Source organism: Salmonella sp. SSDFZ69 (assembly GCF_004010755.1).
GTDB classification, from domain to species: Bacteria; Pseudomonadota; Gammaproteobacteria; order Enterobacterales; family Enterobacteriaceae; genus Salmonella; species Salmonella enterica.
In genome coordinates this window covers 4,024,944-4,048,773 of the sequence record NZ_CP034831.1, presented here as the reverse complement: position 1 = coordinate 4,048,773, position 23,830 = coordinate 4,024,944, and the positions used below count along the sequence as shown (strand labels likewise).

The window sequence follows — 23,830 nt, the reverse complement described above, 5'->3', positions numbered from 1 at the left end:
TAATGTTTTCATTTATTGTTTGAACAAGATCACAGAAATGGCATTTCCGGGCAACGGGTATGATCGTTTTTTGTTGTGTTTTTTGTTTTAATTGATTGATTGTCAATATGTTATTTCTTTTAAAAGCGAATGGAAGATAAATTTCATTTTCATGAAAAATACGCCTAAATGGCGAAATTTTTTAACCGTTTTTTGATCTCCTTCCCATAAATGAAATATAAATTCCATATAATTGTGAGAACGGAAATTTTGATCCTATGATAAGTCTCTGTGTTTTTGGGGCTGAAGCGATGCATAAGCAGGCAACGACAGCCGAACGGTTGATAAAAGCAGGTGGGGTACATGAAAACAATCAGGTTGACCATGGCGCAGGCTTTGGTGCGCTTTCTTGATAATCAGTACATCGACGTAGACGGCAGCGAAATCAAATTTGTAAAAGGGATTTTCGCCATTTTTGGCCACGGGAACGTCGTCGGATTGGGGCAAGCGCTGGAAGAGGACTGTGGCCAACTTAGCGTTCATCAAGGGCGTAACGAACAGGGAATGGCGCATATCGCGACGGGATTTGCCCGCCAGATGCGTCGCCATCAGATTTATGCCTGCACCTCCTCAGTGGGGCCAGGGGCCGCCAATATGATCACCGCAGCGGCGACCGCGACGGCTAACCGTATTCCACTGCTTTTGCTGCCGGGCGATGTGTACGCATCTCGTCAACCCGACCCGGTTTTGCAACAGGTTGAACAAGAACACGATCTGACGTTGAGCACCAATGACGCTTTCCGTGCAGTTAGCCGCTACTGGGATCGCATTACGCGTCCGGAACAGCTAATGAGCGCCTGTATCAGCGCGATGCGGGTGTTAACCGATCCGGCGGATACGGGGGCCGTGACGCTTTGCCTGCCACAGGATGTGCAGGGTGAAGCCTGGGATTATCCGGATTATTTTTTCGCTCGCCGGGTCTATCGTCTTGAGCGTCATGCGCCGACGGAGCCGATGCTGAACGAGGCGGTTGCGCTGATTCGCCGCCACCAGCGGCCGCTGATCGTTTGCGGTGGGGGCGTGAAGTATTCGCAGGCTGAAGAGGCGCTGCTGAGATTTGCCGAACGCTGTCATCTGCCGATTGCTGAAACCCAGGCTGGCAAGGGAGCGCTCAGTTCTGCACACCCGTTGAACGTCGGCGGGATTGGCGAAACCGGTTCACTGGCGGCGAATCTGCTGGCGCAGGAGGCCGATCTGATTATCGGTGTGGGGACGCGCTATACCGATTTCACCACCTCCTCAAAGTGGATCTTCCAGAATCCCGACGTGCGCTACTTAAATATCAACGTTAGCCGCTTTGATGTCTTCAAGCTGGATGGCGTACAGATGCAGGGTGATGCTCGCGTCGCCCTGACGCAGCTTAGCGAACGGTTGGCCCAGGAGCATTATGCTTCGCAATGGGGTGAGACTATTCACCGCGTCCGCTCGCAATATATGGCGGAAGTTGAGCGCGTCTATGCTGTGGAATATAGCGGAGAGGGCTTCAAACCTGAAATTGAGGATCATATGGATACTCAAAAGGTGTTTGAAGAGTTTAATGAGATTACGCGGTCGTGGCTGACCCAGACGCGCGTGTTGGGTGTGCTTAACCGGATGTTGCCGGAAAACGCGCTGGTGGTGGCGGCGGCGGGCAGCCTGCCGGGCGACCTCCAGCGTGTCTGGCAAAGCCGCGGCGAGAATGATTACCACGTCGAGTACGGCTACTCCTGTATGGGCTACGAAGTCAATGCCGCATTGGGGGCCAAACTGGCGCAGCCGGAGCGCGAGGTGTACAGCTTCGTGGGCGACGGTTCGTTCATGATGCTGCACTCTGAGTTGGTTACTTCCGTCCAGATGGGGAAAAAGATTACCGTCATTTTGCTCGATAACATGACCAACGGCTGTATCAATAATCTGCAAATGGAACACGGTATGGACAGTTACTTCACCGAGTTTCGTTTCCATCAGCAGGAGAGCGGTCGTCAGGAAGGCGGGTTTATCCCGGTCGATTTCGCTCGCATCGCTGAAGGATATGGTTGTAAAAGCTATCGCGTCACCACCATTGAACAACTGCATGAAGCGTTGGAAGATGCTCGTAAACAGACCGTGAGCACGCTGATAGACATAAAAGTGCTTCCCAAAACGATGGTGCATAAGTACCTGAGCTGGTGGCGCGTTGGTGGGGCGCAGGTATCCCGTAGCGAACGTATCCAGGCGGTAGCGCGTATGCTTGAAGAACATATCGGACAGGCCCGGCAGTACTGATTAATTTGCCGTTGTTCAGGTTGCAGAAGTGTGGTTATTGTTCTGCAACCTGAACGATACAGCGTCAACGCATTGTTTGCTTTTCAGAACGGCAAAATAAAACGATCCGTTTTTCGCAGAACTACGGATGCTTTTCTTTTGCGGTTTTAAATTTACTATTCATGAGATTAAGAGGTACGAATGAAAAAGCTTCGATGTGGTGTTATTGGCCTCGGTCGGGTAGGTAAAATGCATGTTGAGAATATGTATTTACTGCCTCAATTAGATATTATCTGCGCCGCCGATTATTTTATTGAGGAGATGAGCGATTGGCTTTATTCGGTAAATATAACTTCAGGGTATAAAAATTATCAGGAACTTTTACAGCGTGATGATATAGAGGCAGTTTTTATTTTCACTTCAACGGATATGCACGAAGAGATCGTCACGGCGGCAGCGCAGGCGGGGAAGCACATTTTTTGTGAAAAACCGCTCAGCATGAATGAGGATGAGCAGGCCTCAATGGCGGTGCTGAGAAAAGTGAAAGAGAAGGGGGTGACGCTGCAGGTTGCCTTTAATCGCCGTTTTGATCCTCAGTTTCACGAGGTCTTTGAGCTGGTGCGCAGCGGCAAGATTGGTCGGCCCCAGATGATAAAAATCACCTCCCGCGATCCGGACCTGCTACCCCATGATCTGATCAAACGTATTGGCGGTCTGATTTTTGACTTCACCATGCATGACTTTGATATGGCTCGTTTTATGATGCAGGATGAAGTCAGCGAAGTCTATGTTAAGGGCAATACGCTGATTGATCCCAGCCTGAAAAATATTGATGATGTTGATACGCTTGCGGTGATGCTGACTTTCAGAAACGGCGGCTACGCGCTCATTGATAACAGCCGTCGGGCGGTATATGGCTATGACCAACGGGTGGAGGTTTTTGGCTCAGAAGGGATGGCGTATGCGGATAACGTTAGTGAATCGACGGTGAAAGTTTTCAACAGCCAGCACTGCATAATGAAAAATCCCCTTCCTGATTTCACGGTCCGTTATCGCGAAGCTTACCGAACGGAAATATTACACTTTATTGATTCAGTCCTGCATCATACGCCGGTTGTCTGTACCGGCGAAGACGCATTATTGGCCCAGCGTATCGCTATTGCCGCGCAGCAATCATTAAAAAGCGGGCTGCCGGTGAAAATAACAAGCGATATTTATCTTTAACTGCATCTGTTAATAATGAATAAACTCTCGCACTGAAAAGTGTGAGAGCTTTTCTATACCGAGGGTAATAAAATGAAAGAAATGCAGGCAACGCTGCCCCAGACATTTTATATAAAACCAGGTAAGTTTATCTGGAGCTACCTGGGAACATTTTTATTTATGTTGGGCGGCTGTATTGAGAACAGCTGGTTATCTGCCTGGTTAAATACGCAGGGATTTGATCAAGCGCATATCGGGCAGATTTTTGCCGGATATGGGATTGTGGTCGCGATCACCTCCTGGCTATCCGGCGTCTGTGTGGACGTTTTTGGTCCTAAAAAGGTGATGGTTACCGGTTTTATCGTCTATCTTCTGGCTTCCGTCGCGTTTCTGAACTTTGCGCTACCCAGCCATGATTTTGGTGCCATTCTCGTGACCTATATGCTGCGTGGCGTGGGGTATCCGCTGGTCTGTTACTCCTTCCTGGTACGCCTGACCATCCAGTTGGATAATCACCAGCAAGGGATCGGCACCTCGCTATTTTGGGTGGTCTATAACCTTGGTTTTACCATCATTGGGCCGGTGGTGGCGGCGTCGTTAATTCCTGCGTTGGGGCATATCAACGTGATGTGGGCCGGGATGGGCGTTGCGCTGCTGGGGGTTCTCTTCATGCTGGTGCTGGAACGCAATGAATTCATTCTGAAACCGCGAACGACGCCGGTCTTCAAAGAGTTATCTGCGGGTATCTCCATTATGTATGAACGGCCACGGATCGGTCTGGCGGTGATTGTCAAAACTATTAACGGTCTTGGCACCTATGGTTTTGTTGTCGTATTACCTCTGTTTCTGCTGGATAAGCACTTTACGCTTGAGGAATGGGCGAGTATTTGGGGGATTACCTTTATCTCTAACCAGGTCTTCAACATTATCTTTGGCTGGATGGGCGATAAAATTGGTTTTCGCCGAACCATCCAGATTTTTGGCAGCATCCTGACCGGTGTCGCTACGCTGATTGTTTACTGGGTGCCGATGATATGGGGGCATAACTATGTCGCCTTTATGCTGGCGATGTGTTTGTGGGGAGCCGGGCTGGCTGGCTTTGTGCCAATGACGCCGCTGGTGCCGATGATGGCGCCGGATAAGAAGGGGGCGGCGAACTCGGCCGTGAACTTTGGCTCCGGCCTGGGAAATTTTGTTGGGCCAGCGCTGGTCTCTGTTCTGGCAGGGTTCGGCACCGGCGTGGTGATGTATACTATGGCGGGGCTCTATTTATTCAGCGGCATCCTGGTGCAGTTTCTTAAAGTGCCTGGCGAAAAATAGCTTCAAATATTCTTCAAAAATCCCTTATAGCCTGTGATGTTCATCACTAAATTAAACCGGTTTTTATCAAGATTGATAAAGCCGGTTTTTTCACCCTACGTTAAATTGTACTAACGGATTACGGTTATTTACCCACTCATATACGTTCAGGGAGAAAATAATGAATATCGAGAAAACACGGTTTTGTATTAACCGGAAAATTGCACCGGGTCTAAGCATAGAAGCATTCTTTCGACTGGTTAAACGTCTTGAGTTTAATAAAGTGGAATTGCGTAATGATATGCCAAGCGGCAGCGTTACTGATGACTTGAATTATAATCAGGTGCGTAACCTGGCAGAAAAGTATGGACTTGAAATTGTCACAATTAATGCGGTCTATCCCTTCAACCAACTGACCGAGGAGGTCGTAAAAAAAACGGAAGGATTATTACGAGACGCGCAGGGAGTCGGCGCGCGGGCATTAGTTCTTTGTCCGCTGAATGACGGAACGATTGTGCCGCCGGAGGTTACGGTTGAGGCAATAAAACGACTGAGCGATCTCTTTGCCCGGTATGATATTCAGGGGCTGGTTGAACCTTTGGGATTCCGCGTAAGTTCGCTGCGTTCTGCCGTCTGGGCTCAGCAACTGATCCGGGAAGCAGGTTCCCCCTTTAAGGTTTTGCTGGATACCTTCCATCATCATCTGTACGAAGAGGCCGAAAAGGAGTTTGCGTCGCGCATTGATATTTCTGCTATCGGGTTGGTGCATTTGTCCGGTGTGGAAGACACCCGACCAACGGAAGCATTGGCTGATGAGCAGCGTATTATGCTGAGTGAAAAGGATGTAATGCAGAATTACCAGCAGGTGCAGCGTCTGGAAAATATGGGATATCGCGGTATTTACGCTTTTGAACCTTTTTCTTCCCAGTTGGCTTCCTGGAGTGAGGCGGAAATAGAGGAACAAATTAATCGCAGCGTGTCATTGCTGTTGCAATGATACAGCTAATTTCCAGGTGACCGTTTTCAGTTTCCGCAGCGTGGTATTTACAATGAAAATTGCTTTTGATGTCGATGTTATTAAACATTTACCCATTACCCAAATGGTACGGCAGGTTTCCGAGTGGGGGTATAAATATATTGAGCAGTCGCCGCACCCGCGTATTAATCCGTTTTATAAACACCCTAAAGCTGGTCGCGATACCATGCAGGAGTATAAACGCGCCTTGCAGAACTACGGTGTGGAAATCTCGTCATTTATTGTGGTTTATCGTTGGTCCGGCCCCGATGAAGAGCGTCGGCGCGCCGCGGTAACCAACTGGAAGCGGATGATTGAGATTGCCGTTGATATGGGCGTACAGGTGATTAATACCGAGCTTTCCGGGACGCCGGATGAGCCGGAGATTTGTGAAGAGATGTGGTATCGCTCCATGGAGGAACTGCTGCCGATCGTGGAACGAGAGGGAATTCGAATCGAAATTCAGTCTCACCCCTGGGATTTCTGCGAACTGAACGATGAGACGGTCGACATGGTGCAGTCTTTGCGTAGTGATAACGTGACCTATCTGTACAGCGCACCGCATGGCTTCTTTTACGATAAAGGGCAGGGCGACGTCGCAAGGATGCTGAACTATGCCGGGGCCGATCTTTCGCATGTTCTGCTGGCCGATACGCACAACCACACGCTTCCCTGCCGCTACATCATGAACCCGCCTGGCGTGAATGCGACGATTCATCAGCACATCGGGCTGGGAGAAGGTGAGGTCGATTTTGACGCGCTATTCCAGGCGCTGCGTGAAATGGATTTTGCAAACCGCACGTTTAAGGTGGGCGGTGAGGCAATTATCACCACGTCGCTGTTTGGTTATCCTGAAAAAATGAGTGTTCAGGCGGTGGAAACGCGCGAGCGGATCGAGCGGGAGCTACTCGGACGTTAAAAACGGGTGGATTTGCCTGTACCGCGCCACAAGCTGGCGCGGTCATTTGCGGCAATTACCCTTCGTTTTCCGCCAGCTCGCGCAGATACTGGAAAATCTGACGCGCTGATTTCGGCGGTTTGTTGCCTTCTTTCTCTTTCTTCGCATTGCGGATCAATGAACGAAGCTGTTGACGATCGGCGTGCGGCCACAGGGTCAGTACTTCGGCTACCGCGTCATCGCCTTCGACGATCAGACGATCGCGCAGATGCTCAAGCTTGTGAAACAGCACCACCTGCTGATTATGGCGGTTCTTCAGCTTGTCCAGCGCCTGGCGAATAGGTTCAACGTCGCGTTGGCGCAGCATTTTTCCGATAAGCTGCAACTGGCGGCGGCGTCCTTCCATTTTGATTCGCTGGGCCAGTTCAATGGCGTCGCGCAGATCGGCGTCCAGCGGGATCTTATCCAGCGCGTTTTTCCCCAGATCCACCAGTTCCGCGCCCAGGCGTTTTAATTCCTCGGCATCGCGTTTAATTTCACTTTTACTGACCCAGATAATTTCATCGTCTTCGTCTTCGATGTCATCACCGGGAACGTCGTCGAGCCAGTCTTCGGGCTGCTTTGTCATGTCAGGCTCCTTAAAAAAAGAGGCTAATGTTACCAGTTAAGATGCGCACTGAAAAACGGTTCTCTGTTAGACTTCAGAGAAACTCTCTCTACATTATGGCATTTGCAATGAAAGTAATCTCACAAGTTGAAGCGCAGCGTAAGATTCTGGAAGAAGCAGTTTCGACAGCGCTGGAGTTAGCCTCAGGCAAATCGGATGGGGCGGAAGTCGCCGTCAGCAAGACCACCGGCATTAGCGTCAGCACCCGTTATGGTGAAGTAGAGAATGTCGAATTTAATAGCGACGGCGCGCTGGGCATTACGGTGTATCACCAGAACCGCAAAGGCAGCGCCTCTTCGACGGATTTAAGCCCGCAGGCGATTGCCCGTACCGTGCAGGCCGCGCTGGATATCGCGCGTTACACGTCGCCGGACCCGTGCGCAGGCGTGGCGGACAAAGAACTGCTGGCGTTTGACGCGCCGGATCTGGACTTGTTCCACCCGGCAGAGGTTACGCCAGACGAAGCCATTGAACTGGCCGCGCGTGCGGAACAGGCTTCTCTAAAGGCGGATAAACGCATCACCAATACCGAAGGCGGTAGCTTTAACAGCCATTACGGCATTAAAGTGTTCGGCAACAGCCACGGCATGTTGCAGGGATATTGCTCCACGCGCCATTCGCTCTCAAGCTGCGTCATCGCTGAAGAGAACGGCGACATGGAGCGTGATTACGCTTACACCATCGGTCGGGCAATAGCGGATCTGCAAGCGCCGGAATGGGTCGGGGCCGAGTGCGCGCGCCGCACCTTATCCCGCCTGTCGCCGCGCAAGCTCTCCACCATGAAAGCGCCGGTCATTTTCGCCAATGAAGTGGCGACAGGGCTATTCGGTCATCTGGTCGGGGCGATTGCCGGCGGCGCGGTATACCGTAAATCCACTTTTCTGCTCGACTCGCTGGGGAAACAAATTCTGCCGGAATGGTTAACCATCGAAGAACACCCGCATCTGCTAAAAGGGCTGGCGTCTTCGCCGTTCGACAGCGAAGGCGTGCGTACGGAGCGCCGGGACATTGTGAAGGATGGCGTACTGATGCAATGGTTGCTGACCAACTATTCCGCCCGCAAACTGGGGCTGAAAAGTACCGGTCATGCCGGCGGCATTCATAACTGGCGTATCGCCGGGCAGGGGCTGAACTTTGAGCAGTTGCTAAAAGAGATGGGCACCGGCCTGGTGGTGACGGAACTGATGGGCCAGGGCGTCAGCGGTATTACCGGCGACTACTCCCGCGGCGCTGCGGGATTCTGGGTTGAAAATGGTGAAATCCAGTACCCGGTAAGTGAAATTACCATTGCCGGTAATTTAAAAGAGATGTGGCGTAATATTGTCACCGTAGGTGATGATATTGAAACGCGCAGTAATATACAGTGCGGTTCGGTATTGTTACCGGAGATGAAAATCGCCGGACAATAATACCCGTCATACTTCAGGCTGCAGGCGCGTTGGCTGCCTGCAACCCGAATTATTCAGGGTATTACACTTATCGTTAATAATAAAAAAGGAAGTGAGCAATGCGTAAAAGCCTGTTAGCTATTCTTGCTGTGTCATCGCTGGTATTCGGTTCGGCTGTTTTTGCTGCCGATCTTGAAGATAATATGGATATTCTCAATGATAACCTGAAAGTTGTTGAGAAAACGGATAGTGCCCCTGAACTGAAAGCGGCATTAACCAAAATGCGCGCGGCCGCGCTGGATGCTCAAAAAGCTACGCCGCCAAAGCTGGAAGATAAAGCGTCGGATAGCCCGGAAATGAAGGATTTTCGTCACGGTTTTGACATTCTGGTCGGCCAAATTGATGGCGCGCTGAAGCTGGCGAACGAAGGTAACGTTAAAGAAGCGAAAGCGGCGGCGGAAGCGCTAAAAACCACCCGCAATACGTATCATAAGAAGTATCGTTAATTTTTGTGGGATGGCGGCTTCGCTTTATCCGCAGGTCGCCATCCGGCAAACTGTAATACCCATCACACTTTCTCACTTTATACGACAACGTCATTGTTTCGCCATTTCCTCTTTATGCCGCGATAGATCTCACACTTTCCCGGCGATAATTCATTAATGCCACCTTTTCTGTGGCGCAGATCACCTATCCCACTCGCGTTTCCACTTCGAGGTGGAAAATAACTCGCTACAAACTTTTAACCCTTGCCGCTAGTTTTATCTCATTGCCATTAACGGGGTGAGACGCGTGGATAACGGAGCAGTAAAACACGATGCCGGTGAGCGAATTAACGAACTGGCTGAACAGGTGTTAACGCAGGTGGATGGCCTGCTGGGGCGGCATCACATTGTCCCCAATGCGGTACAGACGCAAATGCTGACCTCGCACGTTCGCGCGATGGCGCACCGGTCAATTACCGGCGAGCCTTTACCGGAAGTCGATGCCAGCTTGTTTGATGAAATCTCAGCCGAATCAATGGCGCTCGCCCGCGAAATCGTGGCGGCGTTTGGCAACCTTCCTGACGAAGAAGCCTGGCTATTATCGGTACATTTTGAAGTCGCGAAAGACAACCTCTAAGGAGCAAAAAATGGAACAGATTACCGTCGTGATTGGCGATCGCCTGGGTAAAGGCCAGAAAGTGGCGGCAGGCGTGGAAAAAGCGGGCGGTCGCGCGGTCGTCGTACCGGGCGTCGCGGCAGACATGAAGCTGGGCGATGTGATGAAAGCGGAAAACGCCACCTTCGGCATTTCATTTTGCGGCAGCGGCGGCGCGGGCGCTATCACCGCGCAAAACAAGCATGGCTACAAAGCCAAATATGGCATGCGGTCAGTGGATGAAGGCGTCACCGCTATCAATGAAGGCTGCAACGTGTTGGGTTTCGGCTTTATGGATAAAGAAGAGCTCGGCGAGCGCCTGGTGCAGGCGTGGCAAAAGAAATACGGCGCCTGATGATGAAAGAGCAATTCACCACCACGGTGAGAGTAAAAGGCAAGGGCGACGCCAAAGCACGCGCCTTTGCCGATGCGCTGAACCATGTTCAGTCGGCGGTGATGAGAGAGTCGCCGTATATCTTACTGCGTATTGAGCCACAGGATGTGCGGATTGTTCAGGCGCATGAGTCGGTGCGTAAAGAGGCCTTTCTGTTTTTCTTTTTGCGCCGGGAACGACGCACTTACAGCGTGGAGCTGGATGTGACCGTCAACGTGACCGCCATCAATCTCGACAGGGTAGATTTCGTCGCGAAACGCTGATTTTTATTAAAAAGGCATAGTTATGTTCCTGATAATACTAATTAAATCTCTCATTATCGGCGCGCTGGTCGGCGTAGGGGTGGGCGCTGGGGCTGCACGCATGTTTCACGCGCCAACCACGCAGGGGATGGGCGCGTTCCGTACGTTGGGCGAACTCAACTCTTGTGAAGGCGACCCGGCATCTCACTTCTCCTTTGGGCTGGGTTTCTTCTTTAACGCCTGGGCGTCGTCTGTGGCGGCCGGATCGTTCACCCAGGATGTCGATCACCGCATCATCCCTAACTGGGGCGCGGCGGCGCTAATGATCAAAAACCGTAACGTCGGCGAGACGCTGCACGACCCGAAAAAAATGGCGATCGCCTGCGCCGTCATCGGCATGATTGTCGTAACGTTCCTTAACCTGACCGCCTCATCCGTGCCAGAGGCGCTACAGGTGACGGCGGTTAAGGTGCTGGTACCGGCGGCAAACCTGCTGGTCAACATCGTCATGCCTGTGATCTTCTGGTTAGCAGCGATCGACGCTGGTAAAAAATCGGGCTTCTGGGCCACCGTTTTCGGCGGCGCGGCGCAGCTCATCATGGGGAACGCCGTACCGGGGCTGGTGCTGGGTATTTTGATCGGTAAAGGCGTAGAAGAGAGCGGCTGGAACCATGTCACCAAAGTGATGATGGTCGCCATCGTTTTGCTGTTTGTGTTGAGCGGCTTCTTCCGCGGCTTCGACATGAAAATGATCGAGTCTTTCAACATGACGGTACCGAACTGGCTTGAACTGATCCACAACTCGCTCAGCGGCAAATAACGGAGGCCACAATGGAAGAGAATAAAGGTTTTTGGTATGCCGACTGGTCGTTCCCGATCTTTGTTGGCCTGCTCTCCTCCGGCGTTTTCGCCGGGACGCATATGTACTATCTGTACGGTATCGGCGCATTTAACGAAGTCGCTTTTGTGGCGATGTTGAAAGCGGGGATGGATACCGGCGTCTACGGCGCGGTCGCCGCTTTCGGCGCCAGCTTTTTATTTGCCCGCATTATCGAAGGTTCGCTGGTCGGAATTCTGGATATCGGCGGGGCAATTCAGACCGGCGTGGGCTTAGGGGTTCCGGCGTTACTGCTGGGGGCCGGCTTTGTCTTCCCGGTGGCGAACTTTATCGCTTCGCTGATAACCGGTCTGGTGATTGGCCTGGCGATTGGCTACATCATTATTCTGGCGCGTAAGTTCACCATCAATCAGAGCGACTCCACGTACGGAGCGGACGTCATGATGGGGGCCGGTAACACTTCAGGTCGTTTTCTGGGGCCGTTGATTATCCTCAGCGCCATGACGGCATCGATTCCCATTGGTCTGGGCTCTCTGGTGGGCGCGCTGCTGTTTTATATCTGGCAGAAGCCGATTACCGGCGGCGCGATTTTAGGCGCGATGATCCTCGGTTCCATCTTCCCGGTTGCGATTAGCTAACTGTTGATTTGTAGGCCGGATAAGGCGGTTGCGCCGCCATCCGGCAAAGGAGAGAACGATGTTTGATTTACTCCTGCGCCATGCGCGTCTGGTCGATGACACGCTGACTAATATTGCCCTGCAAGATGGCAAAATCGCGGCGTTGGGTGACGTTGATGGTCCGGCGGTGAAAACCATTGACCTGCGCGGCGAGTGTTACGTTAGTGCGGGTTGGATTGATTCTCACGTTCACTGCTACCCGACATCACCGATTTATCACGACGAACCGGACAGCGTGGGTATTGCCACTGGCGTTACCACAGTGGTGGATGCCGGCAGCACTGGCGCAGACGACATTGATGATTTCTATGCTCTGACGCGTCAGGCGACCACCGACGTTTATGCGCTATTGAATATTTCCCGCGTCGGGCTGATAGCTCAGAATGAACTGGCTAACATGGCCAATATTGACGCCGATGCGGTCCGACAGGCGGTAAAACGCCATCCGGATTTTATCGTCGGCCTCAAGGCGCGGATGAGCAGCAGCGTGGTAGGCGTTAACGGCATCACGCCGCTGGAACGCGCTAAAGCCATGCAGCAAGAAAACGGCAACCTGCCGCTGATGGTGCATATTGGCAATAACCCGCCGGATCTGGACGAAATCGCGGAGCGTCTGACGGCGGGCGATATCATTACCCACTGTTACAACGGTAAGCCGAACCGTATTCTGACGCCGGAAGGCGAGCTGCGCGCCTCGGTGACACGAGCGCTGGCGCGCGGCGCGCGTCTGGACGTTGGGCATGGTACCGCCAGCCTGAGCTTTGCGGTGGCGAAACGCGCCATTAGCCTGGGGATTTTACCGCATACCATCAGTTCCGATATCTACTGCCGTAACCGCATCAATGGCCCGGTGCATTCGCTGGCTAATGTGATGTCGAAATTCCTCGCCATCGGCATGTCGCTGCCGCAGGTCATTGCGTGCGTGACGGCCAATGCCGCCGATAGCCTGAATCTGAAAACCAAAGGTCGTCTTCAGCCTGGTCTGGATGCCGACCTGACCCTCTTTACGCTTAAACGCCAGCCCACCGTGTTGGTAGACGCGGAAAACGACAGCTTACAGGCTGAAGAATTGCTGACGCCGCTTGCCGCGATACGCGCAGGCAAGGGCTATATGACCGAACAAGGGAGCGCGGAACATGCCTTCGATTTTTGAGAAGTATCAATTAAAACAGGTGATTAACGCCTCCGGACGTATGACGGCGCTCGGCGTCTCTACGCCGCGCCCGGAAGTGATAGACGCGGCGATGGCCGGAATGAATCAGTATTTCGAGATGAAAGATCTGGTGAATAAAACCGGCGAGTACATTGCGAAATTGCTGGAGGTGGAAGGGGCGACGGTAGTCTCCTGCGCCAGTGCGGGCCTTGCCCAGTCGGTTGCCGCGGTACTGGTTCAGGACAGCGACTGGCTGCTGGAAAACCTGCACGTTACACCGATTGAAAATAACGAAATCGTCCTGCCAAAGGGCCACAACGTCAACTTTGGCGCGCCGGTGGGAACGATGGTGGCGCTGGGCGGCGGCAAACTGGTAGAAGCCGGTTACGCCAACGAATGTTCCGCCGCGCAGTTGGCGGCGGCCATTACGCCACACACGGCGGCTATTCTGTATATCAAATCTCACCACTGTGTACAGAAAAGTATGCTCAGCGTGGAGCAGGCTGCGGTGGTGGCGCGCACGCATAATCTTCCGCTGATTGTGGACGCGGCGGCGGAAGAAGATTTGCAGTGCTACTACCGCGTGGGCGCAGATCTCGTTATCTATAGCGGCGCGAAAGCGATTGAAGGGCCGACCAGCGGGCTGGTGATTGGCAAAACGCAGTATGTTGAGTGGGTAAAACGTCAGTCAGCGGGCATTGGCCGGGCGATGAAGGTCGGCAAAGAGGGAATTGTTGGCCTGACCTGCGCCATTGAATTGTACCTGCGGGCGCAAAAAGAGAGCGGCGCGGAGATGGTAGAAAAAATGGCGCCCTTTATCGACACGTTGAACACGTTTAACGGCGTCAGCGCCCGTGCGGTGTGGGACAGCGCCGGACGCGACATCGCGCGCACGGAAATTAAGTTTGATGAAGCCGTTACCGGCATCGCCACTGGCGACCTGGTCGACGCGCTGAAGCAAGGGGAATACGCGATTTACTTTCGCGGATACAAAGCCAACGAAGGGATTATTGAAGCGGATGTCCGCAGCGTCGATCGCACGCAGTTAGCGATTGTGGCGCGTCGTATTGGCGAGGTGATTAATCAGGAGAAACAAGCATGAAACTGACCCCTAACTTTTACCGCGATCGCGTTTGCCTGAACGTACTGGCCGGTTCGAAAGATAACGCCCGGGAAATCTACGCGGCGGCGGAAGGTCATGTGCTGGTTGGCGTGCTCTCCAAAAACTACCCAGATGTGGCAAGCGCAGTCGCGGATATGCGTGAATATGCGGCGCTTATCGACAATGCGCTCTCCGTCGGACTGGGGGCAGGCGATCCTAACCAGTCGGCGATGGTGAGCGAAATCTCGCGTCAGGTACAGCCGCAGCATGTCAACCAGGTGTTTACCGGCGTAGGGGCCAGCCGGGCGCTGCTGGGGCAAAACGAGACGGTGGTGAACGGTCTTGTCTCGCCGACCGGCACGCCGGGGCTGGTGAAAATTTCCACCGGCCCGCTAAGCAGCCGCACGCCGGACGGCATCGTACCCATAGAAACGGCGATTGCGCTACTCAAAGACATGGGCGGCAGCTCTGTTAAATACTTTCCGATGGGAGGACTCACCTGTCGCGACGAGTATAAAGCGGTGGCTGAGGCCTGCGCCCGCCATGATTTCTGGCTGGAACCGACGGGCGGCATCGATCTGAAAAACTTCGCCGAGATTCTGCACATCGCCCTTGATGCAGGTGTAAGCAAAATCATTCCTCACATTTATAGTTCGATTATTGATAAGGTGAGCGGCAACACCCGTGCGGACGATGTGCGTCAGTTACTCGCTATCGTCCGGTCGCGTGTCGGCTAATCATGAGGAGAGAGACGTGCGATTCCCCAACCAACGTTTAGCGCAGCTATTTGCGATGCTGCAAAACGAGACGCTGCCGCAGGACGAGCTGGCGCAGCGGTTGTCGGTCTCCACGCGTACCGTTCGGGCGGATATCGCCGCGCTGAACATGTTGCTGACGCCGCATGGCGCGCAATTTACTCTCAGCCGCGGCAACGGGTATCAGCTCAAAATTGATGATCCGGCACGTTATCAATCCCTGCAAACGCAGCAATCTCCCGCCCTGGCGCGCGGTCCGCGCACCAGCCAGGAGCGGATACACTATTTGCTGGCGCGTTTTTTAACCTCCGCCTTCTCGCTGAAGCTGGAGGATTTAGCAGATGAATGGTTTGTCAGCCGTGCGACGTTGCAGAACGACATGGCGGACGTGCGCGAGCATTTGCTGCGTTATCATCTGACGCTGGAAACGCGTCCGCGTCATGGCATGAAATTGTTTGGCGGAGAGATGGCGATTCGCGCCTGTCTGACCGACCTTTTATGGACGCTGGCGCAGCAGGAGCCCTCCCATCCGTTAATTGTTAGTACCACGCTGAACACCGAGTTGTCTCAACGGCTGCAGTCTCTTTTGCCGGATATTTTCTCTCATTGTCAAATCCGCCTGACCGATGAGGGCGAGCTGTTTCTGCGTTTATACTGCGCGGTGGCGGTACGGCGTATTCGCGAGGGGTATCCGTTATCGGAATGCGTGGCAGAGGAGGTCGATGAAAAAGTGCGCCATGCGGCGCATGAGATTGCGGAGCTACTACAACAGCTTGCCGACAAGCCGCTGTCGGAGCCGGAAGTAAGCTGGCTGAAGGTGCATATTGCCGCCCGCCAGGTACAGGAGATTGCCCCCAGCGCCATTAATGCCGATGATGAAGAGGCGCTGGTGCGCTATATCCTCAATTTTATTAATACCCAGTACAACTATAACCTGTTGAATGATAAACAGCTTCACGCGGACTTGCTGACCCACATCAAAACGATGATCACCCGCGTGCGCTACCAGATCATGATCCCCAATCCACTACTGGAAAATATTAAGCAGCACTATCCGATGGCATGGGATATGACGTTGGCGGCGATATCGAGTTGGGGAAAATACACGCCGTATACCATTAGCGAAAACGAAATCGGTTTTCTGGTGCTGCATATTGGCGTTGGGCTGGAACGTAGTTACAACATTGGCTACCAGCGGCAGCCGCAGGTACTGCTGGTGTGCGATGCTGGTAATGCGATGGTGCGGATGATTGAAGCGGTACTGGCGCGGAAATACCCGCAGATTGAGATTGCCCGCACTCTGACGCTACGCGACTATGAGGCGCGGGACAGTATTGTGGAGGATTTTGTGATTTCCACGGCGCGGATCGGCGAAAAAGATAAGCCGGTCATCATGATCGCGCCCTTTCCTACCGACTATCAATTGGAGCAGATCGGTAAGCTGGTGCTGGTGGACAGAACCCGTCCGTGGATGCTGGATAAATATTTCGATGCCTCGCATTTTCGCATTGTGGAAGGGGAAATAGATCAACAGACGCTGTTTAAAACGCTGTGCGATCAGTTGCATGAGGAAGGCTTTGTTGATGCGGCGTTTCTCGATTCGGTTATTGAACGTGAAGCTATTGTCAGTACGTTATTAGGCGACGGGATTGCCTTGCCACACGCGCTGGGGCTGCTGGCGAAGAAAACGGTGGTTTATACGGTGCTCGCGCCGCAGGGGATTGCCTGGGGTGATGAAACGGCGCACGTTATTTTTTTACTCGCCATCAGCAAAAGTGAATATGAAGAGGCGATGGCCATCTACGATATTTTCGTCACTTTCCTGCGCGAACGCGCCATGACGCGCCTCTGCGCATGTCAGAATTTTACGCAATTTAAAACGGTCGCGATGGAGTGCGTGAGTCGTTTTTGAGAGGCGTTATCCAGAATTCGATGTAATGCGAATGTAATGCTAAACTGCATTACACATTCGATTCTACTGGAGGCATAATGGCCACGCTGAACGTCCGTCTGGATGACAAACTCAAAAATGAGGCTTATGCCGTGCTGGAAAAACTGAACATTACTCCAACGGAAGCCGTGCGATTACTGTTCCAGTACGTCGCGGAAACGGGGCGCATGCCAGTGAAAACCGTCACTCTTAGCGACAGTGAAGATGCATTGATTCAGACAGTTCGGGAGAGGCTGTCTAGTCCGCAAAAGGGAATCAAGGTTAGTCTGGATGACTTATGAACTGGAATTCGACCCGAGGGCCTTAAAAGAGTGGCATAAGCTGGGCGATACGGTGAAGGCTCAGCTTAAGAAAAAGTTGGCTGATGTGCTATTGAACCCCAGAATCGACTCTGCCCGTTTAAACGATCTTCCTGACTGCTATAAAATTAAGCTTAAATCGTCCGGTTATCGCCTGGTGTACCAGGTTCGGGATGACGTTGTGATTGTGTTTGTTGTTGCGGTCGGCAAGCGAGAACATTCAGCCGTCTATCACGATGCAAACAAACGGCTTTAGCGATCAACGCAAATGATGCACTACCTGGTTGCTGCTACCGCGCCAGATAAGCGCCGGGTCTTTCAGATCCTGCACAAATTTGCCATCGACCAGCACGTTGATGAGATCGACCACCTGCATTTGCGCGGCGTTGAGTTCATTGAGCTTGTAGCCGGTCCACACCCAGATATCTTTCCCCGGGCACTCTGCGCGGATGCGTTGTACCAGTGCCAGGATATCCGGTACGTTTTGCGGATGCAGCGGATCGCCGCCCGACAGCGAGATCCCCTGACGGTGAATGCGCGTGTCGTTCAGATCGGCAATGATCTTATCTTCCATCTCTTTGGTAAACGGCTGGCCGGAATTGAGCCGCCAGGTGCTTTTGTTGTAGCAGCCAGGGCATTCATGCACGCACCCTGACACAAACAGGGTGCAGCGGGTGCCGGGGCCGTTAACGATGTCTACGGGGTAGTATTGGTGGTAGCGCATAGCGGGTGTCCAGAAAGCATGTAGGCCGGATAAGGTGCTTGCACCGCATCCGGCAACATTGTGATGCCTGATGACGACGCGATTGCGTCTTATCAGGCCTACGGTCTTTGCAAACGGAAATTAACCGATCTGCCCGTTGCCTAAATGCTTCACGCGGCGCTTCACTTCTTCCTGCTTACCGGCGTTAAACGGGCGTGCGTCCGGGCTGCCTAAATAACCGCACACGCGGCGGGTGACCGAGACGCGCGCGGCATCGTGGTTGCCGCATTTCGGGCAGGTGAAACCTTTACTGGTACATTCGAACTCGCCGGTAAAGCCGCACTCGTAGCATTCATCGATCGGCGTGTTGGTGCCGTAATAGGGTACATGCTGATAGCTGTAATCCCAGACATCTTCCAGCGCTTTCAGGTTGTGCTGAATGTTCGGGTATTCGCCGTAGCAAATGAAACCCCCGTTCGCCAGCGGCGGATACGGCGCTTCGAAATCGATTTTGTCGTACGGGTTAACCTTCTTCTCCACGTCGAGGTGGAAGCTGTTGGTGTAGTAACCTTTATCGGTTACGCCCGGCACCACGCCGAACTCGGCGGTATCCAGACGGCAGAAGCGGTCACAGAGGTTTTCACTTGGCGTGCTGTACAGGCTAAAGCCGTAGCCGGTCTCGTCTTTCCACTGATCCACGGCCTGGCGCAGACGCTCCACAATCGCGATGCCTTTAGCGCGAAGTTGCTCGCTGTCGTACAGGTGTTCGCCGCCGAACAGCGCGTTAATGGTTTCATGGATACCAATGTAGCCCAGAGAGATGGACGCACGACCATTTTTAAAGATTTCAGACACGTCGTCGTCCGCTTTCAGCCGCACGCCGCAGGCGCCTTCCATATACAGGATAGGCGCGACGCGGGCTTTCACGCCTTCAAGGCGGGCGATACGGGTCATCAGCGCCTTCCGCGCCAGCGCCAGACGTTCATCCAGCAGTTTCCAGAATGCGGTTTCGTCGCCTTTTGCTTCCAGCGCGATGCGCGGCAGGTTAAGGCTAATCACGCCCAGGTTGTTACGCCCGTCGTGGATCTGCTCGCCGTTTTCGTTCTCCCACACGCCGAGGAAGCTGCGGCAGCCCATTGGCGTTTTGAACGAACCGGTGACTTTGACCACCTGATCGTAGTTGAGGATGTCCGGATACATGCGCTTGCTCGCGCACTCCAGCGCCAGTTGTTTAATGTCGTAGTTCGGATCGCCAAACTTGTGGTTCAAACCGTCGCGGATAGCGAAGACCAGTTTCGGGAACACGGCGGTTTTGCGATTTTTACCCAGACCGGCGATACGGTTACGCAAAATAGACGCCTGGATCAGACGCGACTCCCAACTGGTGCCGAGGCCAAAACCAAAGGTCACGAAAGGCGTCTGGCCGTTAGCGGTGTGCAGCGTGTTAACTTCGTATTCCAGCGACTGGAAGGCGTCGTAGCACTCTTTTTCGGTGCGAGAACGCGCATACCCTTCGGCATCCGGGATCTGCCACTCATCGGCGGTTTTGCGGTGCTTGTTGTAGCTTTCGGTGACAAACGGCGCCAGCACTTCGTCGATACGGTTAATGGTGGTGCCGCCATAAATATGGCTGGCGACCTGCGCGATAATCTGCGCGGTAACGGCAGTGGCGGTAGAGATTGATTTCGGCGGTTCGATCTCGGCGTTACCCATCTTAAAGCCCTGGGTCAACATGCCTTTCAGGTCGATCAACATACAGTTGAACATCGGGAAGAACGGCGAATAGTCGAGATCGTGATAGTGGATATCGCCGCGCTCATGCGCTTGTACTACGTCACGCGGCAACAGGTGCTGGCGGGCATAGTGTTTGGCGACAATCCCGGCCAGCAAATCGCGCTGGGTGGGAATGACTTTACTGTCTTTGTTGGCGTTTTCATTGAGCAACGCGGAGTTAGTTTGCTCTACCAGGCCGCGAATTTCCTGGTTCAGACGACCACGCTTTTCACGCTGAATGTCGCGATCGTGACGGTATTCGATGTAGGCGCGGGCAAGCTGTTTGTACGGGCCGGACATCAGTTGGTTTTCAACCGCAGTTTGGATCTCGTTAATATCCACCTGACTGCGTGCGTTCATTTGGCTGCTAACGACTTCTGCGACGGTGGCACAGTAATCTGCGTCATCGACTCCCGCTGCTTTAGCTGCACGTAGAATGGCTTCCTTAATGCGCTCTGATTTGAATGGCACTTTACAGCCATCTCGTTTCATCACATGCGGTGTCATGATCACTCCATATTTGTAAGAACAGGTTATCCACAGAGGCCGGGGAAGCCATAACAGGTTTATTCATCTCTTTTCCAACGACTTCCCGCAATCCTGACCCAGGTTATCCACAATTCACCTTGTGTCGAGTGAACAGGTGTTGTAGCAATTGTAGTCAATTAATACAACATATTGGGTCGGCGTGCATTTTAAAGTCTATATGTAGTGATTTGCATCAAGGATGTTTGCAATTTTATTGATGTAGAACAAGGTAAAAATCAGAGCGTACAGATGGCGGGCGCTGTAGCGTTTGTAAAAGATAGCAAGAAAAATCTGATTAATTATTCAACAAAAACAGACAGTAACCTGGAGCAACGCCACAGCCCGTGTCAATAGGTTTGTGGCGTTTATCCGTATAAGGACGTCGCGTTAGCGTTGTAACCACCAGATGGCTTCAAATGGGCGGAGCGTCATCGCGGCTGGCTGGCTGGCGACCTCGCCATAATTGTGCAGTAGCGCCTGCCACTGTCCTTTGATATGCGGCGGATGCCACTCCTGACACTGGCCACTCAGATTGGCGACGACCAGCAGGGTTTGCCCCTGCCACTGGCGGCGATAACACCATACTGATGGGCTATCCGGGAGGAGATCCTGATAATCGCCCCAGATCAGTACAGGCTGGGTTTTACGTAGCGCAATCAGCTTTTGATAGGTGTAAAACACCGAGTTTTCATCGCGTAATGCCGCCGCGACATTAACCTCCGTATAGTTATCGCACAGGCTTATCCACGGCTCGCCCTGGGTGAAACCGGCGTTTTTACCGTTGTCCCACTGCATCGGCGTGCGGCTGTTGTCGCGGGATTTACTGGCCAGGATAGCCAGTAGTTCGTCGGGGTCGCGTCCGGCGGCGCGTAGCGCGGCAAACATGTTATGGCTTTCCACGTCGCGATAATCGGTGATGCGGGTAAAGTGTGGGTTGGTCATGCCGATTTCTTCGCCCTGGTAGATATAAGGCGTCCCTTGCATACCGTGCAGCGCCATCGCCAGCATTTTCGCGGCTGGAATCCGGTATTCACCCTCGTCGCCAAAGCGGGAAACGATGCGCGGCTGATCGTGATTACACCAGAATAACGCGTTCCAGGCGACGTTATGCATCCCCTGTTGCCAGTGGCGGAACAACGCTTTCAGCGCCACATAATCAGGTTTTGCCAGCGTCCACTTTTCGCCATTGGGGTAATCCACCTTCAGATGATGAAAATTGAAGGTCATCGAGAGTTCGTCGCCGCTAAGCGCGGCATATTGCTGGCAGTTTTCCAGCGTGGTAGAGGACATTTCGCCTACCGTCATCAGATTACGTGGCGTAAAAACGTCACGGTTCATTTCGCGTAAAAACGTATGCGCGCGCGGTCCGTCGGTATAAAAGCGGCGTCCGTCGCCCGTCGGATCGTCAGGAAAATCCTGATCTTTGGCGATCAGGTTCACCACGTCCAGACGCAGGCCATCCACGCCGCGATCGGCCCAGAATTCGCAGACCTTTTTCAGCTCGGCGCGTACGGCGGGGTTTTCCCAGTTCAGGTCAGCCTGTTCAGGCGCGAAAAGGTGTAAATAATATTGTTCGCTCTGGCTATGCCAGCGCCAGGCGCTGCCGCCGAATTTGGATTGCCAGTTATTCGGGCAGACATCCGGCGTGCCATCGCGCCAGATATAAAACTGACGGTATGGGCTCTCTTTGTTCAGCGCTTCGCGAAACCAGGCGTGCTGGGTAGAAGTATGGTTAAACACCATATCCAGGATGATACGAATACCGCGTGCTTTCGCCTGCGCGACCAGCTCGTCAAAATCATCCAGCGTGCCGTAGGTCGGGTCGATAGCCGTATAATTTGCGACGTCATAACCGTTATCCACCTGCGGCGAGATATAAAACGGCGTGAGCCAGATGGCGTCCACGCCGAGTCGCTGTAGATAGTCAAGGCGCTGCGTGACGCCGCGTAAATCGCCAGTGCCGCTGCCGGTCGTGTCCTGAAAACTTTTCGGGTAGATCTGATAAATAACGCCGTTTTGCCACCAGAGGGGAATAGTCATTGTTGTTTCCTGCAAGTGCGTTGGGACGCAACTGCGCCCCGAAGAAGTATTAGACAATTTGTAATGTGCCCTGACGATGCTTACGCTGATAGATAAAGGTGGTCAGAATCACCGGGATCACGATCGCGATAACCATCGCCATGCCGTACACCTGCCAGTAGCGCGGCGGTATAGACAGGATGCCCGGCAGGCCGCCCACGCCGATACCGTTGGCGATGACGCCGTTCAGACCGCAGAGCAGTCCCGCCAGACCAGAGCCGATCATCGCGCACAGCATCGGAAAACGATACTTCAGGTTGATACCGTACATCGCCGGTTCGGTTACCCCAAGGTAAGCGGAAATGGCGGCAGGAACGGAGATCTCGCGTTCATTGTGTTTACGGCTGGAGATGATGATGCCCACCACGGCGGAGGCCTGCGCGATATTCGACAGCGCAATCAGCGGCCAGACTGGCGTACCGCCCATGCTCTGGATCATCTGCATATCGATAGCGAGCGTTGTCTGGTGGACGCCGGTAATGACCAACGGGGCATACAGGAAGCCGAACAGCGCCGCGCCTATCGGGGCGAAACTGCCGGTCATCAGATAACGTACCGCAAAGGCCACGCCGTCGCCGATCATACGACCAAAGGGGCCGATAAAGGTGTGGGCGAGAAAGACGGCCAGTATCAACGAACACACCGGGACGACGACCAGGTAGAGATAATCCGGCACGATGCGTTTCAACCGCGTTTCAATAAACCCAAGCGCCAGCCCTGCCAGTAGCGCCGGGATAACCTGCGCCTGGTAGCCCACTTTCTCAATGCTAAATAAGCCGAAGTTCCAGACGTCTGGTGTTTGCTGGCCCAGCAGATACGCATTCATCAACTGCGGCGACACCAGCGTCACACCGAGCACGATACCAAGAATCGGCGTGCCGCCCATTTTTTTCACCGCCGACCAGCAGATCCCCACCGGCAGATAGAAAAAGATCGCTTCGCCGATCAACCATAAAAAATCATAAAGCGTTTTTAGCGCCGGATGCATCTGCGCCAGCGTTTGGCCGTTGCTCATCGGCACATCGCCGATCACGTTACGAAAGCCTAAGATCAAACCGCCGCTGATCAACGCCGGTAGTAGTGGAAAGAAGATCTCCGCAAAGTGGGAAATTAACTGCTCATGCCACTTCATGTTCTGGCGAGCGGCTTTTTTGGCCTGCTCTTTATCGGCATACGCTTTGCCGGTGGTCTCCAGCAGCGCGTTATAGTAATCGCCAACGTCGGTGCCAATCACCACCTGAAACTGCCCGGCGTTGGTGAAACAGCCTTTAACCATCGGTAATTGTTCGATCTCTTTTGGCCTGGCGTTCGCGGGCTGGTGGAGCACAAAGCGCAGGCGAGTAATGCAGTGGCTCACCGTGGCGATGTTGTCGCGCCCGCCGACCAGGTCAATCAGCCGGTCGATATCGGCTTGTTTTACTTTGCTCATCGTAAAGCCTCATGGCAGAGGAGGTAAGTTATGGG

General features: G+C 53.3%; 23 protein-coding genes. 18 read left to right on the top strand and 5 right to left on the bottom strand.

The window, feature by feature from the left end; genetic code table 11:
- Window positions 1–342: 342 nt before the first annotated feature.
- The 5 genes from iolD (at window position 343) to iolH (ending at window position 6,698) form a co-directional block, all read left to right on the top strand.
- The gene (gene iolD, locus EOS98_RS20075; RefSeq protein WP_000849477.1) at window positions 343–2,283 is read left to right on the top strand and encodes a 3D-(3,5/4)-trihydroxycyclohexane-1,2-dione acylhydrolase (decyclizing); all 1,941 of its coding nucleotides are present in this window, start codon (window positions 343–345) and stop codon (window positions 2,281–2,283) included.
- Between the two features lie 180 nt (window positions 2,284–2,463).
- A complete protein-coding gene (iolG2, locus tag EOS98_RS20070) occupies window positions 2,464–3,486 on the top strand; it encodes a D-chiro-inositol-2-dehydrogenase IolG2 (RefSeq protein ID WP_000736098.1) in 1,023 nt (340 codons plus the stop codon).
- A gap of 72 nt (window positions 3,487–3,558) precedes the next feature.
- Window positions 3,559–4,785, top strand: coding sequence for an MFS transporter (locus EOS98_RS20065; protein WP_000661780.1), 1,227 nt, complete (start codon window positions 3,559–3,561; stop codon window positions 4,783–4,785).
- A 160-nt stretch (window positions 4,786–4,945) separates the two neighbouring features.
- On the top strand, window positions 4,946–5,761 hold the full coding sequence (gene iolI2, locus EOS98_RS20060) for a 2-keto-myo-inositol isomerase IolI2 (protein ID WP_001019386.1): 816 nt from the start codon (window positions 4,946–4,948) through the stop codon (window positions 5,759–5,761).
- 52 nt (window positions 5,762–5,813) lie between these two features.
- Window positions 5,814–6,698, top strand: coding sequence for a sugar phosphate isomerase/epimerase IolH (gene iolH, locus EOS98_RS20055; RefSeq protein ID WP_000683955.1), 885 nt, complete (start codon window positions 5,814–5,816; stop codon window positions 6,696–6,698).
- Between the two features lie 55 nt (window positions 6,699–6,753).
- Here the strand turns inward: iolH and yjgA are convergent, their stop codons facing one another.
- Window positions 6,754–7,305, bottom strand: coding sequence for a ribosome biogenesis factor YjgA (yjgA, locus tag EOS98_RS20050; RefSeq protein WP_000166287.1), 552 nt, complete (start codon window positions 7,303–7,305; stop codon window positions 6,754–6,756).
- A 95-nt stretch (window positions 7,306–7,400) separates the two neighbouring features.
- On the opposite strand from yjgA, the gene pmbA reads away from it, so the two are divergent.
- The 13 genes from pmbA (at window position 7,401) to EOS98_RS19985 (ending at window position 17,539) form a co-directional block, all read left to right on the top strand.
- The gene (gene pmbA / locus EOS98_RS20045; RefSeq protein ID WP_126524335.1) at window positions 7,401–8,753 is read left to right on the top strand and encodes a metalloprotease PmbA; all 1,353 of its coding nucleotides are present in this window, start codon (window positions 7,401–7,403) and stop codon (window positions 8,751–8,753) included.
- Window positions 8,754–8,851: 98 nt separating this feature from the next.
- The gene (gene cybC, locus EOS98_RS20040) at window positions 8,852–9,238 is read left to right on the top strand and encodes a cytochrome b562 (RefSeq protein WP_126524334.1); all 387 of its coding nucleotides are present in this window, start codon (window positions 8,852–8,854) and stop codon (window positions 9,236–9,238) included.
- Window positions 9,239–9,515: 277 nt separating this feature from the next.
- A complete protein-coding gene (locus EOS98_RS20035) occupies window positions 9,516–9,854 on the top strand; it encodes a glycine dehydrogenase (protein WP_001255103.1) in 339 nt (112 codons plus the stop codon).
- A 10-nt stretch (window positions 9,855–9,864) separates the two neighbouring features.
- On the top strand, window positions 9,865–10,227 hold the full coding sequence (locus tag EOS98_RS20030; RefSeq protein WP_000435389.1) for an SFCGS family glycine-rich protein: 363 nt from the start codon (window positions 9,865–9,867) through the stop codon (window positions 10,225–10,227).
- Window positions 10,227–10,529 carry a DUF4312 family protein gene (locus tag EOS98_RS20025; RefSeq protein ID WP_000975187.1) on the top strand — a complete coding sequence of 101 codons (303 nt, stop codon included), beginning with the start codon at window positions 10,227–10,229 and terminating at the stop codon, window positions 10,527–10,529. Before EOS98_RS20030 ends, EOS98_RS20025 begins: the two co-directional genes overlap by 1 nt.
- Before the next feature lie 22 nt (window positions 10,530–10,551).
- Window positions 10,552–11,328: a DUF4311 domain-containing protein gene (locus tag EOS98_RS20020; protein WP_000478578.1), complete on the top strand. Its 777-nt coding sequence runs from the start codon at window positions 10,552–10,554 to the stop codon at window positions 11,326–11,328.
- A gap of 11 nt (window positions 11,329–11,339) precedes the next feature.
- Window positions 11,340–11,984 (top strand): DUF4310 family protein, encoded by a 645-nt coding sequence (locus EOS98_RS20015; RefSeq protein WP_000392128.1) that lies wholly within the window; start codon window positions 11,340–11,342, stop codon window positions 11,982–11,984.
- A 58-nt stretch (window positions 11,985–12,042) separates the two neighbouring features.
- Window positions 12,043–13,176, top strand: a complete 1,134-nt coding sequence (locus EOS98_RS20010) for an amidohydrolase/deacetylase family metallohydrolase (protein ID WP_126524333.1) — start codon at window positions 12,043–12,045, stop codon at window positions 13,174–13,176.
- Window positions 13,160–14,278, top strand: a complete 1,119-nt coding sequence (locus tag EOS98_RS20005) for a DgaE family pyridoxal phosphate-dependent ammonia lyase (RefSeq protein WP_126524332.1) — start codon at window positions 13,160–13,162, stop codon at window positions 14,276–14,278. Before EOS98_RS20010 ends, EOS98_RS20005 begins: the two co-directional genes overlap by 17 nt.
- A complete protein-coding gene (gene dagF, locus EOS98_RS20000; protein ID WP_126524331.1) occupies window positions 14,275–15,015 on the top strand; it encodes a 2-dehydro-3-deoxy-phosphogluconate aldolase in 741 nt (246 codons plus the stop codon). Before EOS98_RS20005 ends, dagF begins: the two co-directional genes overlap by 4 nt.
- Window positions 15,016–15,031: 16 nt before the next feature.
- On the top strand, window positions 15,032–16,945 hold the full coding sequence (locus EOS98_RS19995; protein WP_140902122.1) for a BglG family transcription antiterminator: 1,914 nt from the start codon (window positions 15,032–15,034) through the stop codon (window positions 16,943–16,945).
- 77 nt (window positions 16,946–17,022) lie between these two features.
- Entirely contained in the window at window positions 17,023–17,265 is a 243-nt protein-coding gene (locus tag EOS98_RS19990; protein WP_000212724.1) for a type II toxin-antitoxin system RelB/DinJ family antitoxin, read from the top strand.
- Window positions 17,255–17,539 (top strand): type II toxin-antitoxin system RelE family toxin, encoded by a 285-nt coding sequence (locus tag EOS98_RS19985; RefSeq protein ID WP_000220577.1) that lies wholly within the window; start codon window positions 17,255–17,257, stop codon window positions 17,537–17,539. The genes EOS98_RS19990 and EOS98_RS19985 overlap by 11 nt, the downstream gene beginning before the upstream one ends.
- A gap of 3 nt (window positions 17,540–17,542) precedes the next feature.
- Here EOS98_RS19985 and nrdG read toward each other — a convergent pair whose 3' ends face one another.
- The 4 genes from nrdG to treB form a co-directional block, all read right to left on the bottom strand.
- Window positions 17,543–18,007: an anaerobic ribonucleoside-triphosphate reductase-activating protein gene (nrdG, locus tag EOS98_RS19980; protein ID WP_031605772.1), complete on the bottom strand. Its 465-nt coding sequence runs from the start codon at window positions 18,005–18,007 to the stop codon at window positions 17,543–17,545.
- Window positions 18,008–18,127: 120 nt separating this feature from the next.
- The gene (nrdD, locus tag EOS98_RS19975; RefSeq protein WP_000187818.1) at window positions 18,128–20,266 is read right to left on the bottom strand and encodes an anaerobic ribonucleoside-triphosphate reductase; all 2,139 of its coding nucleotides are present in this window, start codon (window positions 20,264–20,266) and stop codon (window positions 18,128–18,130) included.
- A gap of 408 nt (window positions 20,267–20,674) precedes the next feature.
- The gene (treC, locus tag EOS98_RS19970; RefSeq protein ID WP_126524329.1) at window positions 20,675–22,327 is read right to left on the bottom strand and encodes an alpha,alpha-phosphotrehalase; all 1,653 of its coding nucleotides are present in this window, start codon (window positions 22,325–22,327) and stop codon (window positions 20,675–20,677) included.
- Window positions 22,328–22,376: 49 nt separating this feature from the next.
- On the bottom strand, window positions 22,377–23,795 hold the full coding sequence (treB, locus tag EOS98_RS19965; protein ID WP_000048817.1) for a PTS trehalose transporter subunit IIBC: 1,419 nt from the start codon (window positions 23,793–23,795) through the stop codon (window positions 22,377–22,379).
- Window positions 23,796–23,830 lie beyond the last annotated feature (35 nt).